Here is a 19,909-nt window from a genome sequence, read left to right as displayed (position 1 = left end):
ATGAATACCTTTTCACTACAAACCCGTTTGTACAGTGGCCAGGGCAGTCTGGACGTGCTGAAGCGCTTTACGAATAAGCATATCTGGATTATTTGTGATGGTTTTCTTGCGCGTTCGCCGCTAATCGACACGCTGCGAGAAACGTTGCCTGACAGTAATCGCATCAGCGTGTTTAGCGAGATAACGCCAGACCCCACCATCAGCACCGTCGTGCAAGGGATTGCGCAAATGCAATCCCTGCACCCTGATGTCGTAATAGGTTTTGGGGGCGGTTCCGCGCTCGACGCCGCCAAAGCCATCGTCTGGTTCAGCCGCCAGTTTGGTATTGAAATCGAAACCTGTGTTGCCATTCCAACCACCAGCGGCACCGGGTCTGAAGTGACCAGCGCGTGTGTGATAAGCGATCCCGATAAAGGGATTAAATACCCGCTGTTCAACAATGCGCTCTATCCGGATATGGCGATCCTCGATCCCCGACTGGTCGTCAGCGTCCCCGCTAATATCACCGCCAACACCGGTATGGACGTATTGACGCATGCCCTTGAGGCCTATGTTTCATCACGGGCCAGTGATTTCACTGACGCACTGGCGGAAAAAGCCGCGCAAATCGTTTTTCAGTATCTGCCCGTAGCCGTTAAAAAAGGGGATTGCCTCGCGACACGCGGAAAAATGCACAATGCGTCAACCCTGGCTGGCATGGCGTTTAGCCAGGCCGGTCTGGGGCTTAACCATGCCATCGCACACCAGTTGGGAGGCCAATTTCACCTCGCTCATGGACTGGCCAATGCGCTGCTACTTACCTCAGTCATTCGTTTTAATGCACAGGATCCGCGAGCGGCAAAGCGGTACGTAAGATTCGCGAAAGCTTGTCAGTTATGTCCGGACAATGCGAACGATATCACAGGGTTGAATGCGCTGATTCGCAGTATTGAACAACTCATAAGACAATGCGCCATTCCTTCTTTTTCCGAAGTGCTGACTGATGGTAAAACGGAGTATTCCCAGCGAATACCTGCCATGGTTCAGGCTGCACTGGCAGATGTCACGTTAAAAACTAATCCGCGTCCCACTGACGCCAGCGCTATTCAAGCGTTGTTGGAGGAATTGATATGAATACGTCTCCTAATGCCTTCGAATTCACTGAACTTATCGTTTGCGATGCTCAGGCAATCCGTGAAAGAGTTCGTGCTGCGGGGGTGGTAGGTGCCGGAGGCGCTGGTTTTCCCGCCCATGTCAAATTGCAGGCGCAGGTGGAAATCTTCCTCGTCAACGCCGCAGAATGTGAACCGATGCTGAAGGTCGACCAACAGCTCATGGCCCAACAGGCGGCTCGTCTGGTTCGTGGCGTGCAATACGCAATGAAAGCAACCGGCGCCCGTGAAGGCATTATTGCCCTCAAAGAAAAATACCGACCTGCCATCGCCGCCTTAACCCCGCTTCTCCCTTCAGACATCAGGTTGCACATTTTGCCGGATGTCTATCCGGCAGGTGATGAGGTTCTGACCATCTGGATGGCGACAGGTCGGCGCGTCCCTCCTGCGGCTCTGCCTGTCAGCGTGGGCGTCGTCGTCAATAACGTGCAGACCGTGCTGAATATCGCCAGAGCGGTGGAACAGCAGTTTCCCGTCACACGCCGTACTCTGACGGTTAATGGCGCCGTGGCTCATCCCCAGACGCTGACTGTCCCCATCGGTATGTCATTGCGTGAGGTTCTCTCTCTGGCGGGGGGAGCCACCATTGATTCCCCCGGGTTTATCAATGGCGGCCCAATGATGGGGCATTTGCTCACCACGCTGGATACCCCGGTAACCAAAACCACGGGGGGATTGCTGGTATTGCCCGAAAAGCACCCACTGATCCAGCGGCGTATGCAGGATGAACGCACGGTGCTTTCCATTGCGAAAACGGTCTGCGAACAGTGTCGGTTATGTACTGATTTGTGCCCTCGACATTTGATAGGCCATGAGTTATCGCCACACCTGCTGGTACGTGCGGTGAACTATCAACAAGCCGCAACACCCCAACTGTTGCTCAGCGCGTTGACCTGTTCGGAATGTAATGTGTGTGAAAGTGTCGCCTGTCCGGTGGGTATCTCCCCAATGCGTATTAACCGCATGCTCAAGCGTGAGTTGCGGGCGCAAAACCTGCGTTATGAAGGGCCACTGAATCCTGCCGATGAAATGGCGAAATATCGACTGGTGCCGGTAAAACGGCTGATTACTAAGCTGGGTCTTAGCGACTGGTATCACGAAGCACCGTTATCAGAAACCGAACACCTGACGGATACCGTCACTCTGCTTCTGCGCCAGCATATTGGCGCCAATGCCCTCCCACAGGTGCAAAAAGGTGACCGGGTCATTCGTGGCCAGTGCGTCGCAGATGTCCCCGCGGGTGCATTAGGCGCGCCCATTCACGCCAGTATTGACGGCATCGTTTGTGACGTCACTGACCAGGCCATTACGGTTGTAAGAGGTTAACCATGTCTCAGGCAATAGGTATTTTAGAACTCACCAGTATCGCTAAAGGAATGGAATCAGGCGATGCCATGCTGAAAAGCGCCAACGTGAATCTTCTGGTCAGTAAGACCATCTGCCCAGGCAAATTTTTACTGATGATCGGCGGTGATGTGGGGGCTGTGCAACAAGCCATAGAGACCGGTTTATCACTCGCCGGTGACATGCTCGTCGACAGCCTGGTGTTACCCAATATTCATGCCAGCGTCCTCCCCGCCATCAGCGGGCTGAACAGTGTTGATAAGCGTCAGGCCGTCGGGATTGTGGAAACGTGGAGCGTGGCGGCATGCATCAGCGCCGCCGACCGTGCGGTCAAAGCCTCAAATGTCACGCTGGTTCGGGTACATATGGCGTTTGGCATCGGAGGTAAATGCTACATGGTGGTAGCGGGCGATGTTTCTGATGTTAACAACGCCGTTACCGTTGCCAGTGAAAGCGCGGGCGAAAAAGGGCTGCTGGTCTACCGCTCAGTGATTCCTCGTCCACATGAAGCCATGTGGCGACAGATTGTGGAGGGATAATGGAAAGACAACCCACGACGGATCGTATGATCCAGGAATATGTCCCTGGTAAACAGGTCACGCTGGCGCATCTGATTGCCAATCCGGGCAAAGATTTATTTAAAAAACTGGGGCTTCAGGATGCCGTATCAGCCATCGGTATTCTGACCATCACCCCCAGCGAGGCCTCCATTATCGCCTGTGATATCGCCACCAAGTCAGGAGCCGTAGAGATTGGTTTTCTCGACCGATTCACGGGAGCCGTTGTGTTGACGGGCGATGTTTCTGCCGTTGAATACGCGCTGAAACAGGTCACGAGAGTATTGAGTGAAATGATGCTTTTTACCTCATGCCCCGTCACCCGGACCTGACACCATGAAGCGCATGATGCTTATTGGCCCCAGCCAGTGCGGTAAAACATCACTCACACAATGTTTACGTGGTGAGAAACTTCATTACCAAAAAACGCAGGCCATCGTGTGGTCTCCTGACACGATTGACACTCCGGGCGAATACCTTGAGAACCGCTGTCTCTACAGCGCGCTGCTGGTGAGTGCCTGCGAAGCTGAAATGATTGCCCTGGTGTTGAACGCCGATGCGCCCTGGTCGCCTTTTTCACCGGGGTTCACAGCGCCGATGAACAGACCCGTCATTGGCATCGTCACCAAATCCGATTTGGCAAACGCGTCGCGTATTTCAACCGTAAAGAGCTGGTTGACCCAGGCCGGGGCTGAACACATCTTTACCACCAGCGCCGCGACGAATTCAGGCGTCGATGAAATGTTTGATTTTCTGACCGCAAAGGAAGCTTCATGTCTCACAAAATAATGGCCATTAACGCAGGCAGTTCATCGCTAAAATTTCAGTTACTGGCGATGCCGCAAGGCACGGCTATCTGCCAGGGTTTGATCGAGCGTATTGGTATGGTTAATGCGCAGGTCACGATAAAAACGCCCACGCAAAAATGGCAAGAAACATTGCCGATGGCGGATCATCGTGAAGCCGTTGCGTTACTGCTGGAGAAGCTCATTGATTATCGAATTATCAATTCATTAAATGACATCACCGGTGTCGGTCATCGTGTCGCGCACGGTGGCGAATCGTTTAAAGATTCGGCGCTGATCACTGATGAAACGCTGGCGCAAATAGAACATCTCGCGGAACTGGCCCCGCTGCACAATCCGGTCAATGTCATTGGCATTAAAGTATTTCGTCAATTGCTCCCCAACACGCCGTCAGTGGCCGTTTTTGATACAGCTTTTCATCAGACGCTGGATGAACCCGCCTATGTCTATCCGCTGCCCTGGCGCTATTACGCAGAGCTCGGCATTCGTCGCTACGGATTCCACGGCACCAGCCATAAATATGTCAGTGCCACACTGGCAGAAAAACTGGGGGTTCCACTCAGCGCGCTACGCATTGTGTGTTGTCATCTCGGCAACGGCAGCAGTATCTGTGCAATCAAGGGAGGCCAGTCCGTAAACACCTCAATGGGATTCACGCCGCAGTCAGGCGTAATGATGGGGACCCGCAGTGGCGATATTGATCCGTCCATTTTACCGTGGATTGCCCAGCGAGAAGGTAAAACACCACAGCAACTAAATCATTTATTAAACAACGAGTCAGGTTTGCTGGGGGTCTCCGGAATATCCAGCGATTACCGCGATGTTGAACAGGCCGCTGATGCAGGGAATCGACAGGCAGCACTGGCACTCACCCTGTTTGCCGAACGTATCCGCGCCACGATAGGCAGCTACATTATGCAGATGGGCGGACTGGATGTTCTCCTGTTTACCGGTGGGATTGGCGAAAACTCCTCCCGCGCCCGGTCAGCAATCTGCCATAACCTGCATTTTCTTGGGCTGGCGATTAATGAAGAAAAAAATCAACGCAACAACACGTTCATTCAAACAGACAACGCGATGGTCAAGGTGGCGGTGATTAATACCAATGAAGAACTCATGATCGCGCAAGATGTCATGAGAATTGCCTTAAGCGAAACGGCAGCTTTTTGCGTACCTGCGTAATAAAGCATCACCACAAGTTGCGGCAAATCAAGGTAATAGCATGATCAGCATGACACTATGCGCCGAGAATTGCTGATCAGAAAGGTGAATACATGGCTGTAGCACAATGCCCGGCGTCATGCGGTGAACTTATTCAGGGTTGGATTCTTGGCAGTGAGAAGCTGGTCTCCTGCCCTGTCGACTGGTACAGCACCGTCGAGGTGAGTTCAGGCTCGCCTTTGACGGATGAACGTTCGCTTTCACGCACGATGGTAGATCGGGTGCTTGCGCACTTTAACTACCCTGCCCACTGGAGCCAGGAAATACGGGTGGATGTCCATTCCACCATTCCTGTCGCCAAAGGAATGGCCAGCAGCACGGCAGACATCGCGGCAACGGCGCTTGCCACCGCGCACCATCTGGGCCACACGCTTAATGAATCCACCCTTGCCCAGCTTTGCGTGTCACTCGAACCGACCGACAGCACCATTTTCCGCCAGCTTACGCTTTTTGATCATAATGATGCTTCAACGCAGATCGCCTGCGAAGCGCAACCGCGGCTCGATCTTTTAGTGCTCGAAAGCCCCGTGACGTTACGTACCTCGGATTATCACCGTATTCCCCGCCTTGACCGTTTACACGCGGGCGCGGCAGCCTTGCAGCAAGCCTGGGAAAAAGTGCAGGAAGCATGCGTAACGCAAAATCCGCGACGAATGGGAGAAGCCGCGACCCTGAGCGCCATCGCCAGCCAGATGTTACTGCCAAAACCCGACTTCAATGCGTTGTTATCGCTCGTTGAAGAGTGCGATTTATATGGCGTGAATGTGGCGCACAGTGGCAGCGTTGTCGGTTTGATGCTGGACCGGGAGCGTCATGATGTCGATTACATTCAATGGACGCTTGCAGAAAGAAAACTGACGAGCCATTGGCCAGAACAGCATTTACTCAGAATGGTCAACGGTGGGGTTGAACTGCAGTGAGAATCGAACCACGATCCTCACTGCGGTAACGCATTATTCTGCTTTTGCGTCAGGGTTTTTCATTTCACCCATTGCTTTGAGCTTTTTAGAAATGTCGCGACGTTCTTTGGAGATTTCTGCGTTTTTGATGATGTAATCATCAACACGATCTTCATAGTCGGTTTTCATGCTGGCGATAATGCCCTGGATCGCTTCAACGCTCATACCAGGTTTGATGTAGTCGCTCAGGTTGTCCAGCAGCAGCACACGCTTCTGGTTATCACGGATCTTTTTCTCAACGTCCTGGATTTCACGTTGCAGCTTGTTCTTACGGCGAAACAGACGAACAAATTCCAGCACGTCCTGGAAAGAAGGCTTGGTAGTTTCCATTTTTACACCCCTGATAATGTGAGATTCGGATTCGTTTAAGCAACCGCGACAAGTAAGGGTCAACATTACTTTTAGCCGTTGCAGATGACAATGGTTTTATCCTTTTTCCGTATCATACCCTTATTCCTTGCTGAATCGAAGCAGCAGTAGAATCATTCACCTTATCTGCTCTTTATTTGCGCAATGCGCGACAGATCAAATGCGAGAGTAGCTCCAGTTGGCGCGCGGTTTCCATGCTTAGCCAAACATAGCCATGAATGGGGATTTCAGCCACACTGTCGCTATGCTGTTCATTAATCAGTTGCCGAAGTTCCGCCACAATGTCATTCAGCTTCCCGGTGTTTGCCAGCACGGGCTGCGGGTTTCCTTCATACAACGCATGCGTAATCGTCAGTAACGTTTGCTGGATCCGGTGTTGTGTTTCGCGCAGCGTATGGGCATTCAGCATCACGAAATGGCTGGTGCGCGATGCCCAGTGTGCATTAATTTGCAGCTCAAGCATGCAGACCAGATTGCGGTTAATCGTTTGAATTGCTTCAAATATCGATTTATGAATATGGCTTTCTTTACTGGCGGGCGTAATCAAGCCGCGCATTTTCACGACATCCCCAAGTAGCTGTTGTAAGTGTTTATCCAGCCGTGGACGTTCAAGCAAGTTAGGGGAAAGCGCCGCCTGATAGAGTCGGTTATAAGACGTGACACACTGCGCCAGTTGGATCCGCCAGTGTATAAACGCCCGCTGCGGCCAGATACCGGTAAACAACATCGCCAAAAGTGACCCCAGAATCACATCGCCACCTCGCCATAATGCCGTCTCCATATCACCTGCCGGCGCACCCACCACCACGGCCAGGGTGATTCCTATCAACAACGCCTGATACGGTTTTTTGCCCAGCGCCAACCACCCGCACAGGAACATCGCCACCGCGCACCAGATAATCATCAGCGGTAATGAGAAAAGCTCCAGGCGCAGCGCCACCAGCCCTAACGCCGCCCCCAGAATCGTACCGCCGATACGTTCAAAGGCCCGGGGCACCACGTTACCCCAAAAGGAGATCGGCCCCATAATCACCACCAGCGTGATAAGCGGCCACGTGCCTTCCGGAATATGGAACAGACGAACGAACAGAAACGTGAGGATAAATGCCAGCGCAATGCGAATGCCATGCACGACGCGGTAGTGACGATACAAACGAATTTCAAAGGGGCTCAGCGACTTATCAGTACGCACTTTCGGCTCCATCTGGAAATCACAAAGAACGCATTGTACCTGCTTTTTCACTGAAAACATCACTGCTGCGGACAGATCTTATCCAGGATGAACGAATGTCGCGATCGTCCGCGCAGTAACGCCTAAAACATCAATTTCACGACTTCGGTTGTACCGGTATATGCATTTCAATATCCCAGTACCCGTCTTCTGCCCCATTGTTTAGATAGAGTTCAAAACACGGTTTGCCGGACATCTGGTAGCGGCTATCCTGCAGCACGCTATTGAAAAACTGATACCACGGCGTCGCGAAATCGTTATTTTCAACGCGAGTGGTAGCAACAGCATATTGACCGCCCACAATTTCCGTGAGGATCACGCCTTCGCTGTTTTCAGGTAGCGTGAAATCAGCGGGTACTGAAACAACGGTATCGCAACGCAGTTTCTCCGCCGGGACTTCATCAGGGTTATCGTAGTAAACGGCAATCCATTCCAGCGGCACGATCTGGTTTCCATCAACCCACATCATCAACTGTTCAAAACCTTGTTTTACCGTTTTTTCCCATGGTCCAACCATGTGAAAACCGGCAATCCTGCGTTTCTCTGCTTGTCTGATCTCGTAGTTCATAATGCCTCCGCCATTATACTGTAATTATATACAGTATAATTTTCACATAACAGCCACAAGGAAATAGTGATTATTATGTGAGCAGACTCGCACTCTCGCCAGTCTGCCCTGGAATAATTCCGTTATGCCTTATGGTGAAAATAATCGCTCAGACGCGAAAAAACACCGCCTTCCTCAACGGACTCCAGCGTCACCAGCGGCCAGTGCGCAACCAATTTGTCCCGATCGTAGAGTTCAATTTCACCAACCCGCTGATGTGAGGCAATGGGGGCGACAATCTCGTTTTTATCAAGCACATATTTTGCTTTGATATTTGGAATTTCTGCTTTTGGAAGCGCTAACCAAAAATCCTGCTCAGTGCCTAATGCAATTTTCTCTTTGTCACCGTACCAGATACGCTCGCTACCGACTTTCTTCCCACTTTTAAGAACTTGTACGGTGTCGAAGTTCTGTTGCCCCCAGTGCAACAGTTTACGGGCTTGATCTTCGCGGCCTTTCGGGCTTTCAGCCCCCATCACCACAGCGATAAGACGGCGCTGCCCATCCACAGCAGAGGCGATAAGGTTATATCCGGCACCCGATGTGTGTCCGGTTTTAAGACCGTCAACGTTTAGCGTTTTATCCCACAGCAGGCCGTTGCGGTTTTGCTGCGTAATGCCATTCCAGGTGAGGCTCTTTTCGCTATACATATGATAAAACTCGGGTTCGCCATGAATAATCGCCCGCGAAAGCACCGCCAGGTCATATGCCGAACTGTGCTGACCCGGCGCATCCAGCCCGTGTACCGTTTCAAAATGCGTATCCTGTAAATTTAGCTTTTGCACATAGCGGTTCATCATGGCAACAAACTGCGGTTGTCCTCCGGCAATGTAATCCGCCAGCGCAACGCAAGCATCGTTGCCTGAATCAACGATCAGTCCGCGACTTAAATCATGCACCGTGACGCGGTCGCCCTCTTTTAAGAACATCAATGAGGACCCCACAAACACGGGATTGTCTTTTGCCCAGGCATCACGTCCGACAGTCACAATGTCGTTGCGGCTAATACGATGGCTGTCGATGGCGCGGTCAACCACATACCCGGTCATCAGTTTGGTCAGGCTGGCAGGGTTACGCTGCTGATGTTCGTTATTGGCGGTAAGAATCTGTCCTGTCGTGTAATCCATCAGCACCCACGCCCCTGCGTCAATGGCTGGCGGTTGGGGGGCAAAGTCGGGGGTATCAGCAGCAAAGGCAGATGTAAGATTCAACGCAAACAGAGACGTGACAATAAACAAACGGGATTTCAACAGCATGTCCTCAGAAAGAGAATAATTTGCTGTTCTTTTTACGGAAGTTCGGGTGAACAAACATGAAAAAATTGCAAGAAAATGTGACTAAAAGCACATTTTCTTGCATGATTTTAACCCACCGCGCCTGTTTTCCGGGTTTCAGCGCGAGGAAAAATTATCCCTTACGCGGCGAAGATTCCGCATGATGACTGCGATGGCGGTGATAACCGTCTATCATGCTGCGGAAAATTTGCCCGGGTGTATCACCGAGCGTGCAAAGGTAAATATGTGCGCAAATAAACAACAGCCCAACGACGGCTAACGCCATATGCAACACCAGCATGACCGGACCCGCCCCCATGAATTGCGGATACAGACACAGAAATCCGCTGATGATCAACAGAGGCACGAGCGCATACATGATGGCCAGATATGCCAGTTGCTGTAGTGGGTTAAATTTGTTTTCCGTCGTGGCGGCGTAGGGGTGCGCTTCGCCATGCATAATGCCGCACAGGTAAAAACGCGTCTGCCGCAGACACCGCGTGACCAGTCCGCTGACGTTCACTTTGTAGTGATGACCGTTGCCACCGAACGCATTAATGAGGATGAAGCCAATCCAACATGCCGCCAGCGCAAATCCGCACACGGTATGCAGTTTCACCATTAATGCCACGGGTCCGATTGTGAAATGGCCAAATAGACCACTGAGCAAAAGCAGGACAAACAGCAGCGCATTTCCCCAGTGCCAGCGGCGGATCGCCAGTGAATAGAGGTAGTCACGTTGCTCTTCCCCCTTCGCCGTTTTCGGTGCAAACATGGCGCGCAACAGCGCATGCGCCCCAAGTGCGGCAAGCAGCATCAACACCACGCCCCCCGCACAGACGAGCCATAAAGGCCAGTAATCCGGCGCGTAGTTCAGTTCGGCTCCCCAGATGGTATTCATACTTTACCCTCCTGATGTATCTCCTTGCGTCGGTATAAACTGACCGCGCCACTGCGTTCTTCCTGCTGCCGGTACACCTCTTTTTGGCCGATCCAGTGTTGGATCTCCGGTTCATTGAGTCGACCAAATTTCAGCGCATCCGTCGGACACACGGAGACGCAGGCAGGTTGTTGTCCTGATGCCAGACGCGTATCGGCACAGAAATTACATTTTTCGGCAATCCCCGTTTGGGGATTCAGAAAGCGAACGTGGAACGGACACGCTGCAACACAATAATCGCAGCCGATACAGCGTGATTTATCGACCTGCACGATGCCGTTTTCATCACGGAATGAGGCACCGGTTGGGCATACCGTGACGCAGGGGGCGTCTTCGCAATGCTGACAGGAGACACGGATAAAACGAAAATGATCCAGCGTGGAAGATTCAGGGTCAGGCGTTTGGATCTGCACCTGAACGCGGCTAAATCCCTCCGGGACATCATTAAGTACCTTACAGGCCACCGTGCACGCCTGGCATCCAATGCAGCGTTTCTCGTCATGCAACATGACATATGAATTCGTCGGTTGATTCATGCTTTTCTCCCTCCTCATGCCCGGCTAAGCGTGACGCCAGCGGTATGCACCACCGTGCCAGAAACCGGACTGGTCACATGCGGCAGCAAGTTTCCGCAGTGAATGCCGTGCGTTGTCGCGGCGGTTTTCGCCCCGGCCTTCGCCCCAAATCCCATATAAACAAACAGCGTATCGGGTCGAATGCCTGCCGTGACCAGCGCTTTCCCTTTTTCTTTGCCGGTTGCGTTTTCCAGCCAGACCTCATCCCCGTTGCGGATACCCTTTTCACGGGCTGTTTGCGGGTGGATCCAAACGGCGTTATCCCACATCAACTCACTGAGTAACGGGACATACTGCGTCGCGCCGTTGGTGTGTACGGCAACCTTGCCCTGAATAAAATAGAGTTCGTCGTCTTTTTTAAGCGCGATATGGCGGGCCTGAGGTACTCCATAACCAGGCAACAAGGCTTCCAGCGCTTCAGAGTACAGCTCGATTTTGCCGGACGGCGATTTGAAACGTAGCTGATCGCCATAGGTTCCTTCACTGTCTGTCGCTGCCGCACTGGGAAAATGCGTGACAAACTGACGAACGGATTCGGGCTCACGCAACAACAGCGGTACACCCCATTCCCTATACCCTTTCTGGCGCAATTCCGCCGACAAGCCATGATCGCCATTGAGCTGATACAGCTGGCGAGTCTGCATATCCTGCCAGGGGAAGTAATGCCCCAGGCCCAACTGCACTGCCAGTTCTTTCCAGATTTGCCAGCTCGGACGCGCCTCGCCGATAGGATCCACCACCTGCTGGCGCAACGCGTAAGCGGGATTCAGCCCAGACATGTCGGAGATTTCTTCATCACGCTCAAGGTAAGTGCATTCCGGTAACAGATAGTCTGCGTAAGCCGCGCTTTCACTTAAGTAAACATCGCAACTCACGACCAGATCCAACTGCTCCATGGTTTTCACCAGATCCGGTCGACAGGTGACGGTTTGCAGAGGATTGTGGCGGGACATAATCCAGCCCTTCACCGGGTAAGGCGTCTGTTTTAGCACCGCGTCAATCACGCTTTGGACGACACCACCGCCTGCCGCGATAAATTTGAATTGCGGCGCCACTAAATCAATGCGCTGCGCCGTCGGTTTGGGCATATTTTTGACGTCAGGTTTTGCCAGCACCGGAGCGACCGTTTCGCCTGCCAGTTTGTTATACGTTGCGGCCCCTTTTTTCTGGTACATCCCGCCCTCGCGCTCAATATTTCCGAGCAGCACGTTCAGGGTAAAAATCATGCGCCGCATGTCGATCTCTTCTTGAGAGAATGTTGCGCGATGACCGGGGCTGATCATGGCATGCGGTGCGCAGGCAGCAAGCTCTCGCGTGACCCGAACAATGATATCGGCAGGCACGTCGGAATGCTGTTGCGCCCACTCAGGTGTGGTCTCTTTCACCGCATCCGTCAGCTGCGCGAATCCGCTGGTGTAACGCTCAACAAAGGCGGCATCGTAGAGATTTTCGTTGATCATAACGTGGCACATTGCCATCAACACCGGTAAGTCACCGCCGGGACGAATCGCATGCCACTCATCTGCTTTGCTGGAGAAAACGGAAAGACGCGGATCGAAGCTGACCATTTTGGCCCCCTTCTCCTGCGCCGTCATCAATTCATGGGTATCCGCAACTTCAATCCCCTCATACAAATTATGCCCAAATGAGACCATGTAGCGGGTATTGGCGATGTCCATCGCCAGGTCTCCCCCCATCATCACTTTTGCCGCAATGGATTTTCCGGCAGGACAGGTTGAGGCGTGTGTGAAGGTATTCGGAGAGCCGAATGCAGTAGCCAGATGAAACAGATGGCCTGAAAGCGAACCGGACTTGGAAGAAAATACGACCCCTTCTGGTCCATGTTGCTTTTTAATTTCCGTCATTTTTTCAGCAATTTCTTGATAGGCCTGCTGCCAGCTAATGACTTGCCATTCACCGCCACCGCGTGGGCCGGTACGCTTCATGGGTTTCACAATACGATGAGGATCATTGACCAGGCTGACACCGCTGCCGCCCCTGGCGCAAACCCGCGTTCCCTGCTGGGGGGCATGAGGATTACCTTGAATAAAAACCGTTTTATTTTTAATAACCTGCGCCTGAATCGGACACCGAAACGAACACATTTCGCACAGACTGGGCGTCAGGGATGTTTTACCGCTCACCCCCTCTGTCGGATTGCGCGCCAGTGCTCCGGGTGCAAAGCCACCTATGGCGCACGCGGAACAACTCAACCCGACGCCTTGCAAAAAACTACGCCGACTGATGCTCATATAACCTCCTGTTATTAGATATATCCAATAATTATATTGAATATATATCGTAAGTTTATGTCCTTACTCACAATTCATAACAGAGAGCAATAAAATAGATAAATAGCTAAAAATTGTTACTTATCAAAAGATTCCGAATACAGTCAAATAATGACAGTCAGCAAGAAAATAACCCCATTGGATGTCGTCAAATTAGCGTAAATTTATATCATTGCCCAGGTTCACTCTATTAAAACAAAGATACAAATCGGCTACGTTATTTCTGTATTCGCTGAAATTTAATAACAACCCAATTAATTCGCATTCGTGATTCAGGCAAAGCATAGGTCTTGCTGATTACCCGGTCGTTTTTTGTTACTCTTACCAGAGCGAAAATTGAAACCGGGTACAACTCCACAATGAATGACGGCAAGCAGCTTCCTACCTTTTTGTTCCACGATTACGAAACATTTGGTACACACCCCGCACTGGACAGACCCGCGCAGTTCGCCGCGATTCGCACCGATAGCGATTTTAACGTTATTGGCGAACCGGAGGTGTTTTATTGTAAGCCTGCCGATGATTACCTCCCGCAACCGCAAGCCGTGCTGATCACCGGCATCACGCCGCAGGAAGCGCGGGAAAAAGGGGAAAACGAAGCCGCCTTCGCTCAACGAATTCACGCCCTGTTTACCGTGCCGAAGACCTGTATCCTTGGCTACAACAACGTCCGCTTTGATGATGAAGTCACGCGCAATGTTCTGTACCGTAACTTTTACGATCCCTACGCATGGAGCTGGCAACACGACAACTCGCGCTGGGATCTGCTGGATGTAATGCGCGCCTGTTACGCACTGCGACCGGAAGGGATCAACTGGCCCGAAAACGAAGACGGGCTGCCCAGTTTTCGCCTTGAACATTTAACTAAAGCCAACGGGATTGAACACGCCAACGCACACGATGCGATGGCCGATGTTTATGCGACCATTGCGATGGCGCAACTGGTGAAGTCACGCCAGCCACGTCTGTTTGAGTACCTTTACACCCACCGTAACAAGCATAAGCTGGCCGCGCTGATTGATGTCCCTCAGATGAAACCGCTGGTCCATGTCTCCGGTATGTTTGGCGCATGGCGCGGCAATACCAGTTGGGTCGCCCCGCTGGCCTGGCACCCGGAAAATCGGAATGCGGTGATCATGGTGGATCTGGCGGGCGATATTTCTCCGCTGCTGGAGCTTGACAGCAATACCCTGCGCGAGCGGTTATACACAGCCAAAGCCGATCTGGGCGATAACGCCGCGGTTCCCGTCAAACTGGTGCATATCAATAAGTGCCCGGTTCTGGCGCAGGCCAATACGCTGCGCCCGGAAGATGCCGACCGGCTGGGCATTAATCGCCAGCAGTGTCTCGATAATCTGAAAGTGTTACGCGAAAACCCGCAGGTACGCGATAAAGTCGTGGCGATCTTTGCAGAAGCAGAGCCGTTTACCCCTTCCGATAACGTTGATGCTCAGCTTTATAATGGCTTTTTCGGCGATGCGGATCGTGAAGCCATGAAGATCATTCTGGAAACGGAGCCGCGCAATTTACCTGCGCTGGATATCACCTTCGCCGATAAGCGTATAGAAAAACTGCTGTTTAATTATCGCGCCCGTAATTTCCCGGGCACCCTGGATGAAGCCGAGCAGCAGCGCTGGCTGGAGCACCGCCGTCAGGTCTTCACACCAGAGTTTTTGCAACGCTATGCGGATGAATTGCAGATGTTGTACCAGCAGTATGCTAATGATAGCGGGAAGCAAACGTTGCTGAAATCACTGTGGCAGTACGCCGAAGAGATTGTTTGAGAACCGAAAAAGTCCCTACTGACTGAATTTGCGGCATAAAAAAACCGGAGACAACGCTCCGGTTTTTTATTATGCGCCTGACGAACAGGCGCGGAAAAGTCAGTGGTTATGCAACGTCTTCGTACTGCGGCACCGGGTTGCGGAAGCTTTTGGTCACGCATGCCAGATAAATCAGGCCAATCGCGGCCCAGATCAAGCCCAGCACCATGGAGCTCTCTTCCAGGTTAACCCACAGCGCGCCAACGGTCAGCGCACCACACATCGGCAGGAGCAGATACTGGAAATGGTCTTTCAGCGTTTTGTTGCGCTTTTCACGGATCCAGAACTGTGAAATCACCGACAGGTTAACAAATGTAAAGGCCACCAGCGCACCGAAGTTGATAAGCGCAGTCGCCATCACCAGGTCAAAGTTGATTGCCAGCAGAGCAATTGCCCCTACCAGGATGATGTTCATCGCCGGGGTACGCCATTTCGGGTGAACGTAACCGAAGAAACTTTTCGGGAACACGCCGTCACGACCCATCACGTACATCAGACGTGCTACGCCCGCATGTGCCGCCATACCAGAAGCCAGTACGGTAATGGTGGAGAAGATCAACGCGCCAACCTGGAAGGTTTTACCCGCAACATACAGCATAATTTCTGGCTGAGAGGCATCCGGATCTTTAAAGCGAGAGATATCCGGGAAGTACAGCTGCAGGAAGTAGGTTGAAAAGATGAAGATCAGGCCGCCGATAAGCGCGGTCAGGAAGATAGCACGCGGAATAACGCGCTCTGCATCTTTGGTTTCTTCCGACAGGTTGCTGATGCCGTCAAATCCGGTAAAGGAGAAGCACAGAATCGTCGCACCGGTGATCATCGGAATCACGTGCGCATCACCAGACCAGAACGGACGCGAGCTGGCCAGCGTACCGGCGCCTTCGCCTTCAAATACACCGTACACCACCATGCCCAAAATGACCGCGATCAGCACAACCTGCAACACCACAATAACGGTATTGAAGTTGGCCACGGATTTGAGACTGCGCAGGTTAAATGCCGTCATGAACGCCACCAGGGCGATAACAAACACCCACGACGGGATCGAAGGCACAAGGGCTTCAAAGTAAATTTTCGCCAACAGAATGTTGATCATCGGCGCGAACAGATAGTCGAGCAGAGAAGACCAACCCACCATAAAACCAACGGTAGGGCTAATGGATTTCTGGGCATAGGTATACGCAGAGCCTGCAGAAGGGTAACGACGCACCAGCTTCCCGTAACTCAGCGCCGTAAACAGAATAGCGATCAGCGCGAAGGCATATGCCGTCGGTACGTGACCGTCTGTGAGGCCTGAAACGATACCAAATGTATCGAACAGCGTCATCGGCTGCATATAGGCAAGGCCCATCATAACAACCGGAACTAACGTAAGCGTCTTACGTAATTCCACGCGAGAGGTGTTTGGAGTAACGTTATGCGACATGGTCATTCCCCTTTACGGCGAATACCGTCGCGTAAGCAAAAAATTGCCCCATTTCTATGGATTCCTCAGCGACAACAACTGTCGGTTTTTAGTAAGTATCTATCCGGTACGAAGCCCGGCCTCTTTTATGAATGATTGGTTTGATGCAAAAAAATAACCGACGCGTATTAAAACGTCGGTTAATGTCATTTTTTGCAAGCGGCGTATTTTGCACTAGATTGAGGAGAAATGACAAGAGAATGAGACCCCTGCCCCAAATTAATTTGCCTAAACGATTGATTTATCAACAGCATCTTTTGAGTAGACACCAGCAATAGCACTATTTGCTAAAATCTCATCTCGCCACCATGCGCTGGCCAGTCCGGCAGTCTGCTCGTTCCAGCCAATCCATACCGGTTCAAAGAAGATTTGCGCCACCACCTTCTTCTCAACCAGCGCGCCACTTTCCAGAAATCGCTGCGCCAGATAGCGCGGTAAATAGCCGCATCCCAGCCCACTGATTTGCAATTCCAGTTTGGTTTTAAAATCAAACACGGTTATCGCTTCCTGGTCTTCAAGAAGCTGAGATGAGGACGCCGGATGAGTAATGTCGCCAACCACAATGGCGCGGAAGCGTTTAATGATACGGCGGCTCAATGGCTCTTGTTCCTGCACTAAGGGGTGGTGCGGTGCGACCGCAAAGACTTGCTCAAGATACCCCAACTGCACAAAACCGAAACCGCTTAAAGGCGGCGGTTCATGCGTTGCCCCCACAATGATATCCGCCCGTCCCTGCGTGAGCGCTTCCCAGGAGCCGCCCAGTACGCCGTTGATAAATTTAAGGCGGGTAACGCTGTGATGTTGATAGAAAGATTCGATGAGTGGTGCCAAAAGTGAAAAAGGGAATGTGTCATCCACACCGATGACCAGTTCGTTTTCCCAGCCTTCGTGAAGTTTGATAGCCTGTTTTTCCAGCTCGCGTACGGTGTGCAGGACTTCCCGGCCTTTTTCCAACAGCATTTGGCCGGTGCGAGTGAATTTGGCCCGATGACCGCTGCGATCGAGTAACTGAATATTCAGATCGCTTTCGAGTTTGTGGACGGTATAGCTGAGAGCAGAAGGCGTCTTAAATAATTTTGCCGACGCCGCCGCAAAACTGCCCTCTTTCTCTAAAGCATCAAGAATGATCAGAACGTCCAGCAGTGGTTTCATGCTCGCCCCCTCAGGGTGTATGGCGATCACCTGCTGGCCGTTCGCGTCATTCCATTGGCATCACCAGCGGATCAGGATACTGATACTCAAATCCAAGCTCATTACAAATCCGGCTGCCATCAATAATTTTACCTCTTCCCTTTTCCGGGCCTTCCCGGAATTTCGGCGGTTCCATTCCCAATAAACGGGCCATCTGTGGATAGAACACATTACGCGCCGGGTGCGCGGGCGCACATATATTATAGATGTGTCCTCCTTTAGGTGCCTGTAACAGAAGGGTGATGGCAGCGATCACATCCTCCAGATGCACCAGATTCACCCCCTGCTCGCCGTCAGGCGCCATTTTACCGGCAAAGAAACGCCCTGGATGTCTTCCAGGTCCCACCAGCCCCGCCAGGCGAAGAATATCCACTGAGGTGCCAGGCAAGTTATGCAGCCAGTCTTCAAGTTCCTTCAGTACACGCCCACTCGCCGTCACCGGATTGCGCGCCATGTTCTCTTTTACCGTCCCCTGCACATCGCCATAGACCGATGTAGAACTGGTAAAAAGAATACGCGGGATACGATGCGCCAGCGCGCTATCCACCAGCTCCTGCATCGCCTGCAGGTAAAAATCCTCACCGGGACCACTACGACGCGCGGGTAGCGTTACCACCAATGCATCCACATCCATCAATGCATCAAGGTCATCCGTTTCACAAATCAGCTCCGGCTCCAGACGCAGCGGATAGCTTTCAATACCGCTCATGCGGGCCGCGTCCACCCCATCCTGAGTGGTTTTGCTGCCGATAACCTGCCAGCCTTTCGCGGCCAGAGACATCGCCAGGGGCATGCCTAACCAACCTAAACCGACAATCGCGACCTTTTTCATCCCTTTTCTCCTGAATCTGGCACCATTTATATAAGGCTACGCCAGCATGGTGTGACTGACAATTCATACCACCAATATGAAATGAATTAATGTACATAAAAAGCCCTTGCTTTCCGGCTCTAAAGTGGTTTAGGTTAAAAGACATCAAATGAATAAGCATTCATCGAGAATTTTATGACACGCGTTCAATTTAAACACCACCATCATCACCATCATCCTGACTAGTCTTTCAGGCGATGTGTGCTGGAAGACATTCAGATCTTCCAGTGGTGCATGAACGTATGAAAAAGCCCCCGGAAGATCTCTTCCGGGGGCTTTTTTTTGTGCGTGACTCAGCTCGGTTCAGACAGGATAAAGAGGATTAAAAGATGTTAGATAACACTCGTTTACGCATAGCTATTCAAAAATCAGGCCGTTTAAGCGACGATTCACGCGAACTCCTGGCCCGCTGTGGGATTAAAATTAATTTACATACTCAGCGTTTGATTGCGATGGCGGAGAATATGCCTATCGATATTCTGCGCGTGCGTGACGACGACATCCCGGGCCTGGTCATGGACGGCGTTGTTGATCTGGGTATTATCGGTGAAAACGTCCTCGAAGAGGAACTGCTGAACCGTCGTGCGCAGGGTGAAGACCCACGCTATTTTACGCTGCGTCGTCTCGACTTCGGCGGTTGCCGTCTCTCGCTGGCGACCCCTGTCGACGAAGCGTGGGATGGCCCTGCCGGGCTGGATGGCAAACGCATTGCCACCTCTTATCCACACCTGTTGAAACGTTATCTGGATCAGAAAGGCGTTTCGTTTAAATCCTGTCTGCTTAATGGCTCTGTTGAAGTCGCCCCGCGTGCCGGTCTGGCTGATGCAATCTGCGATCTGGTGTCAACCGGCGCGACGCTTGAAGCCAATGGCCTGCGTGAAGTTGAGGTTATCTACCGCTCTAAAGCGTGTCTGATTCAGCGAGACGGCGAACTGGCCGATGCCAAACAACTGCTGGTTGATAAATTACTGACCCGTATTCAGGGCGTTATTCAGGCCCGTGAATCCAAATACATCATGATGCACGCGCCAAGCGAGCGTCTGGATGAAGTCATTGCCCTGCTGCCGGGCGCCGAGCGCCCGACCATTCTGCCGCTGGCAGGCGATCAGCAACGCGTCGCGATGCACATGGTCAGTAGCGAAACCCTGTTCTGGGAAACCATGGAAAAACTGAAAGCGCTGGGCGCCAGTTCGATTCTGGTGCTGCCCATTGAGAAGATGATGGAGTAAATCGC

General features: G+C 52.0%; 21 protein-coding genes and 1 other annotated feature. Of the genes, 10 read left to right on the top strand and 11 right to left on the bottom strand.

The genetic code is table 11. The features are described 5' to 3' along the window. The 7 genes from AC07NP_RS09480 (at position 1) to AC07NP_RS09450 (ending at position 5,999) form a co-directional block, all read left to right on the top strand. On the top strand, positions 1 to 1,113 hold the full coding sequence (locus AC07NP_RS09480; protein WP_494660298.1) for a 1-propanol dehydrogenase PduQ: 1,113 nt from the start codon (positions 1 to 3) through the stop codon (positions 1,111 to 1,113). Further along, entirely contained in the window at positions 1,110 to 2,477 is a 1,368-nt protein-coding gene (locus tag AC07NP_RS09475) for a 4Fe-4S dicluster domain-containing protein (RefSeq protein ID WP_494660297.1), read from the top strand. Before AC07NP_RS09480 ends, AC07NP_RS09475 begins: the two co-directional genes overlap by 4 nt. A 2-nt stretch (positions 2,478 to 2,479) precedes the next feature. Continuing rightward, positions 2,480 to 3,034 (top strand): propanediol utilization microcompartment protein PduT, encoded by a 555-nt coding sequence (gene pduT / locus AC07NP_RS09470; RefSeq protein WP_494660296.1) that lies wholly within the window; start codon positions 2,480 to 2,482, stop codon positions 3,032 to 3,034. Then, entirely contained in the window at positions 3,034 to 3,384 is a 351-nt protein-coding gene (gene pduU, locus AC07NP_RS09465; protein WP_192612689.1) for a propanediol utilization microcompartment protein PduU, read from the top strand. Before pduT ends, pduU begins: the two co-directional genes overlap by 1 nt. A gap of 4 nt (positions 3,385 to 3,388) precedes the next feature. Beyond that, on the top strand, positions 3,389 to 3,841 hold the full coding sequence (gene pduV / locus AC07NP_RS09460) for a propanediol utilization protein PduV (RefSeq protein ID WP_494660295.1): 453 nt from the start codon (positions 3,389 to 3,391) through the stop codon (positions 3,839 to 3,841). Continuing rightward, positions 3,826 to 5,040 carry an acetate/propionate family kinase gene (locus AC07NP_RS09455; RefSeq protein WP_494660294.1) on the top strand — a complete coding sequence of 405 codons (1,215 nt, stop codon included), beginning with the start codon at positions 3,826 to 3,828 and terminating at the stop codon, positions 5,038 to 5,040. Before pduV ends, AC07NP_RS09455 begins: the two co-directional genes overlap by 16 nt. Positions 5,041 to 5,132: 92 nt before the next feature. After that, on the top strand, positions 5,133 to 5,999 hold the full coding sequence (locus tag AC07NP_RS09450) for an L-threonine kinase (protein ID WP_494660293.1): 867 nt from the start codon (positions 5,133 to 5,135) through the stop codon (positions 5,997 to 5,999). A gap of 33 nt (positions 6,000 to 6,032) precedes the next feature. Here AC07NP_RS09450 and AC07NP_RS09445 read toward each other — a convergent pair whose 3' ends face one another. The 7 genes from AC07NP_RS09445 to phsA all read right to left on the bottom strand — a co-directional run bounded on the left by AC07NP_RS09445 (position 6,033) and on the right by phsA (position 13,286). Further along, positions 6,033 to 6,368: a DUF496 family protein gene (locus tag AC07NP_RS09445; protein ID WP_162379907.1), complete on the bottom strand. Its 336-nt coding sequence runs from the start codon at positions 6,366 to 6,368 to the stop codon at positions 6,033 to 6,035. A 172-nt stretch (positions 6,369 to 6,540) separates the two neighbouring features. Continuing rightward, on the bottom strand, positions 6,541 to 7,599 hold the full coding sequence (locus AC07NP_RS09440) for an FUSC family protein (protein ID WP_494660292.1): 1,059 nt from the start codon (positions 7,597 to 7,599) through the stop codon (positions 6,541 to 6,543). Between the two features lie 136 nt (positions 7,600 to 7,735). Next, complete coding sequence (gene sbmC, locus AC07NP_RS09435) at positions 7,736 to 8,206, bottom strand: DNA gyrase inhibitor SbmC (protein WP_494660291.1); 471 nt, start codon at positions 8,204 to 8,206, stop codon at positions 7,736 to 7,738. Between the two features lie 122 nt (positions 8,207 to 8,328). After that, entirely contained in the window at positions 8,329 to 9,501 is a 1,173-nt protein-coding gene (gene dacD, locus AC07NP_RS09430; RefSeq protein ID WP_494660290.1) for a serine-type D-Ala-D-Ala carboxypeptidase DacD, read from the bottom strand. Positions 9,502 to 9,652: 151 nt separating this feature from the next. After that, entirely contained in the window at positions 9,653 to 10,420 is a 768-nt protein-coding gene (phsC, locus tag AC07NP_RS09425; protein ID WP_494660289.1) for a thiosulfate reductase cytochrome B subunit, read from the bottom strand. Further along, on the bottom strand, positions 10,417 to 10,995 hold the full coding sequence (gene phsB / locus AC07NP_RS09420) for a thiosulfate reductase electron transport protein PhsB (protein ID WP_494660288.1): 579 nt from the start codon (positions 10,993 to 10,995) through the stop codon (positions 10,417 to 10,419). Before phsB ends, phsC begins: the two co-directional genes overlap by 4 nt. Before the next feature lie 14 nt (positions 10,996 to 11,009). Continuing rightward, the gene (gene phsA, locus AC07NP_RS09415; protein WP_494660287.1) at positions 11,010 to 13,286 is read right to left on the bottom strand and encodes a thiosulfate reductase PhsA; all 2,277 of its coding nucleotides are present in this window, start codon (positions 13,284 to 13,286) and stop codon (positions 11,010 to 11,012) included. 398 nt (positions 13,287 to 13,684) lie between these two features. On the opposite strand from phsA, the gene sbcB reads away from it, so the two are divergent. Next, entirely contained in the window at positions 13,685 to 15,109 is a 1,425-nt protein-coding gene (gene sbcB, locus AC07NP_RS09410; protein ID WP_494660286.1) for an exodeoxyribonuclease I, read from the top strand. 106 nt (positions 15,110 to 15,215) lie between these two features. On the opposite strand, the gene plaP is transcribed toward sbcB, so the two are convergent. The 4 genes from plaP to AC07NP_RS09390 form a co-directional block, all read right to left on the bottom strand. Continuing rightward, positions 15,216 to 16,574, bottom strand: coding sequence for a putrescine/proton symporter PlaP (gene plaP, locus AC07NP_RS09405; protein ID WP_494660285.1), 1,359 nt, complete (start codon positions 16,572 to 16,574; stop codon positions 15,216 to 15,218). After that, positions 16,564 to 16,626, bottom strand: coding sequence for a membrane protein YoeI (gene yoeI, locus AC07NP_RS09400; RefSeq protein WP_181684280.1), 63 nt, complete (start codon positions 16,624 to 16,626; stop codon positions 16,564 to 16,566). The genes plaP and yoeI overlap by 11 nt, the downstream gene beginning before the upstream one ends. Positions 16,627 to 16,841: 215 nt before the next feature. Then, positions 16,842 to 17,765 (bottom strand): LysR substrate-binding domain-containing protein, encoded by a 924-nt coding sequence (locus AC07NP_RS09395; protein WP_494660284.1) that lies wholly within the window; start codon positions 17,763 to 17,765, stop codon positions 16,842 to 16,844. A gap of 46 nt (positions 17,766 to 17,811) precedes the next feature. After that, the gene (locus AC07NP_RS09390; protein ID WP_203360748.1) at positions 17,812 to 18,636 is read right to left on the bottom strand and encodes an SDR family oxidoreductase; all 825 of its coding nucleotides are present in this window, start codon (positions 18,634 to 18,636) and stop codon (positions 17,812 to 17,814) included. 174 nt (positions 18,637 to 18,810) lie between these two features. Here AC07NP_RS09390 and hisL point away from each other — a divergent pair, with 174 nt between their 5' ends. Continuing rightward, the gene (gene hisL, locus AC07NP_RS09385) at positions 18,811 to 18,861 is read left to right on the top strand and encodes a his operon leader peptide (protein ID WP_001364200.1); all 51 of its coding nucleotides are present in this window, start codon (positions 18,811 to 18,813) and stop codon (positions 18,859 to 18,861) included. Beyond that, positions 18,837 to 18,959: a sequence feature (His leader region), on the top strand. Its footprint overlaps the gene before it by 25 nt. A gap of 45 nt (positions 18,960 to 19,004) precedes the next feature. After that, positions 19,005 to 19,904, top strand: coding sequence for an ATP phosphoribosyltransferase (hisG, locus tag AC07NP_RS09380; RefSeq protein ID WP_162379918.1), 900 nt, complete (start codon positions 19,005 to 19,007; stop codon positions 19,902 to 19,904). Positions 19,905 to 19,909: the final 5 nt, after the last annotated feature.

The organism is Citrobacter sp. GW821-FHT07H02 (assembly GCF_059418505.1).
The sequence above is the reverse complement of the archived record's forward strand: the minus strand, read 5'-3'. Positions and strand labels throughout refer to the sequence as shown.

Coding starts and splice junctions, on each gene's coding strand:
- AC07NP_RS09445 (WP_162379907.1), bottom strand. CDS start 6,368: ATGGAAACTACCAAGCCTTCTTTCCAGGACGTGCTGGAATTTGTTCGT.
- pduT (WP_494660296.1), top strand. CDS start 2,480: ATGTCTCAGGCAATAGGTATTTTAGAACTCACCAGTATCGCTAAAGGA.
- dacD (WP_494660290.1), bottom strand. CDS start 9,501: ATGCTGTTGAAATCCCGTTTGTTTATTGTCACGTCTCTGTTTGCGTTG.
- sbcB (WP_494660286.1), top strand. CDS start 13,685: ATGAATGACGGCAAGCAGCTTCCTACCTTTTTGTTCCACGATTACGAA.
- phsC (WP_494660289.1), bottom strand. CDS start 10,420: ATGAATACCATCTGGGGAGCCGAACTGAACTACGCGCCGGATTACTGG.
- pduU (WP_192612689.1), top strand. CDS start 3,034: ATGGAAAGACAACCCACGACGGATCGTATGATCCAGGAATATGTCCCT.
- AC07NP_RS09475 (WP_494660297.1), top strand. CDS start 1,110: ATGAATACGTCTCCTAATGCCTTCGAATTCACTGAACTTATCGTTTGC.
- sbmC (WP_494660291.1), bottom strand. CDS start 8,206: ATGAACTACGAGATCAGACAAGCAGAGAAACGCAGGATTGCCGGTTTT.
- AC07NP_RS09450 (WP_494660293.1), top strand. CDS start 5,133: ATGGCTGTAGCACAATGCCCGGCGTCATGCGGTGAACTTATTCAGGGT.
- pduV (WP_494660295.1), top strand. CDS start 3,389: ATGAAGCGCATGATGCTTATTGGCCCCAGCCAGTGCGGTAAAACATCA.
- hisG (WP_162379918.1), top strand. CDS start 19,005: ATGTTAGATAACACTCGTTTACGCATAGCTATTCAAAAATCAGGCCGT.
- AC07NP_RS09455 (WP_494660294.1), top strand. CDS start 3,826: ATGTCTCACAAAATAATGGCCATTAACGCAGGCAGTTCATCGCTAAAA.
- AC07NP_RS09390 (WP_203360748.1), bottom strand. CDS start 18,636: ATGAAAAAGGTCGCGATTGTCGGTTTAGGTTGGTTAGGCATGCCCCTG.
- AC07NP_RS09480 (WP_494660298.1), top strand. CDS start 1: ATGAATACCTTTTCACTACAAACCCGTTTGTACAGTGGCCAGGGCAGT.
- AC07NP_RS09395 (WP_494660284.1), bottom strand. CDS start 17,765: ATGAAACCACTGCTGGACGTTCTGATCATTCTTGATGCTTTAGAGAAA.
- phsA (WP_494660287.1), bottom strand. CDS start 13,286: ATGAGCATCAGTCGGCGTAGTTTTTTGCAAGGCGTCGGGTTGAGTTGT.
- phsB (WP_494660288.1), bottom strand. CDS start 10,995: ATGAATCAACCGACGAATTCATATGTCATGTTGCATGACGAGAAACGC.
- plaP (WP_494660285.1), bottom strand. CDS start 16,574: ATGTCGCATAACGTTACTCCAAACACCTCTCGCGTGGAATTACGTAAG.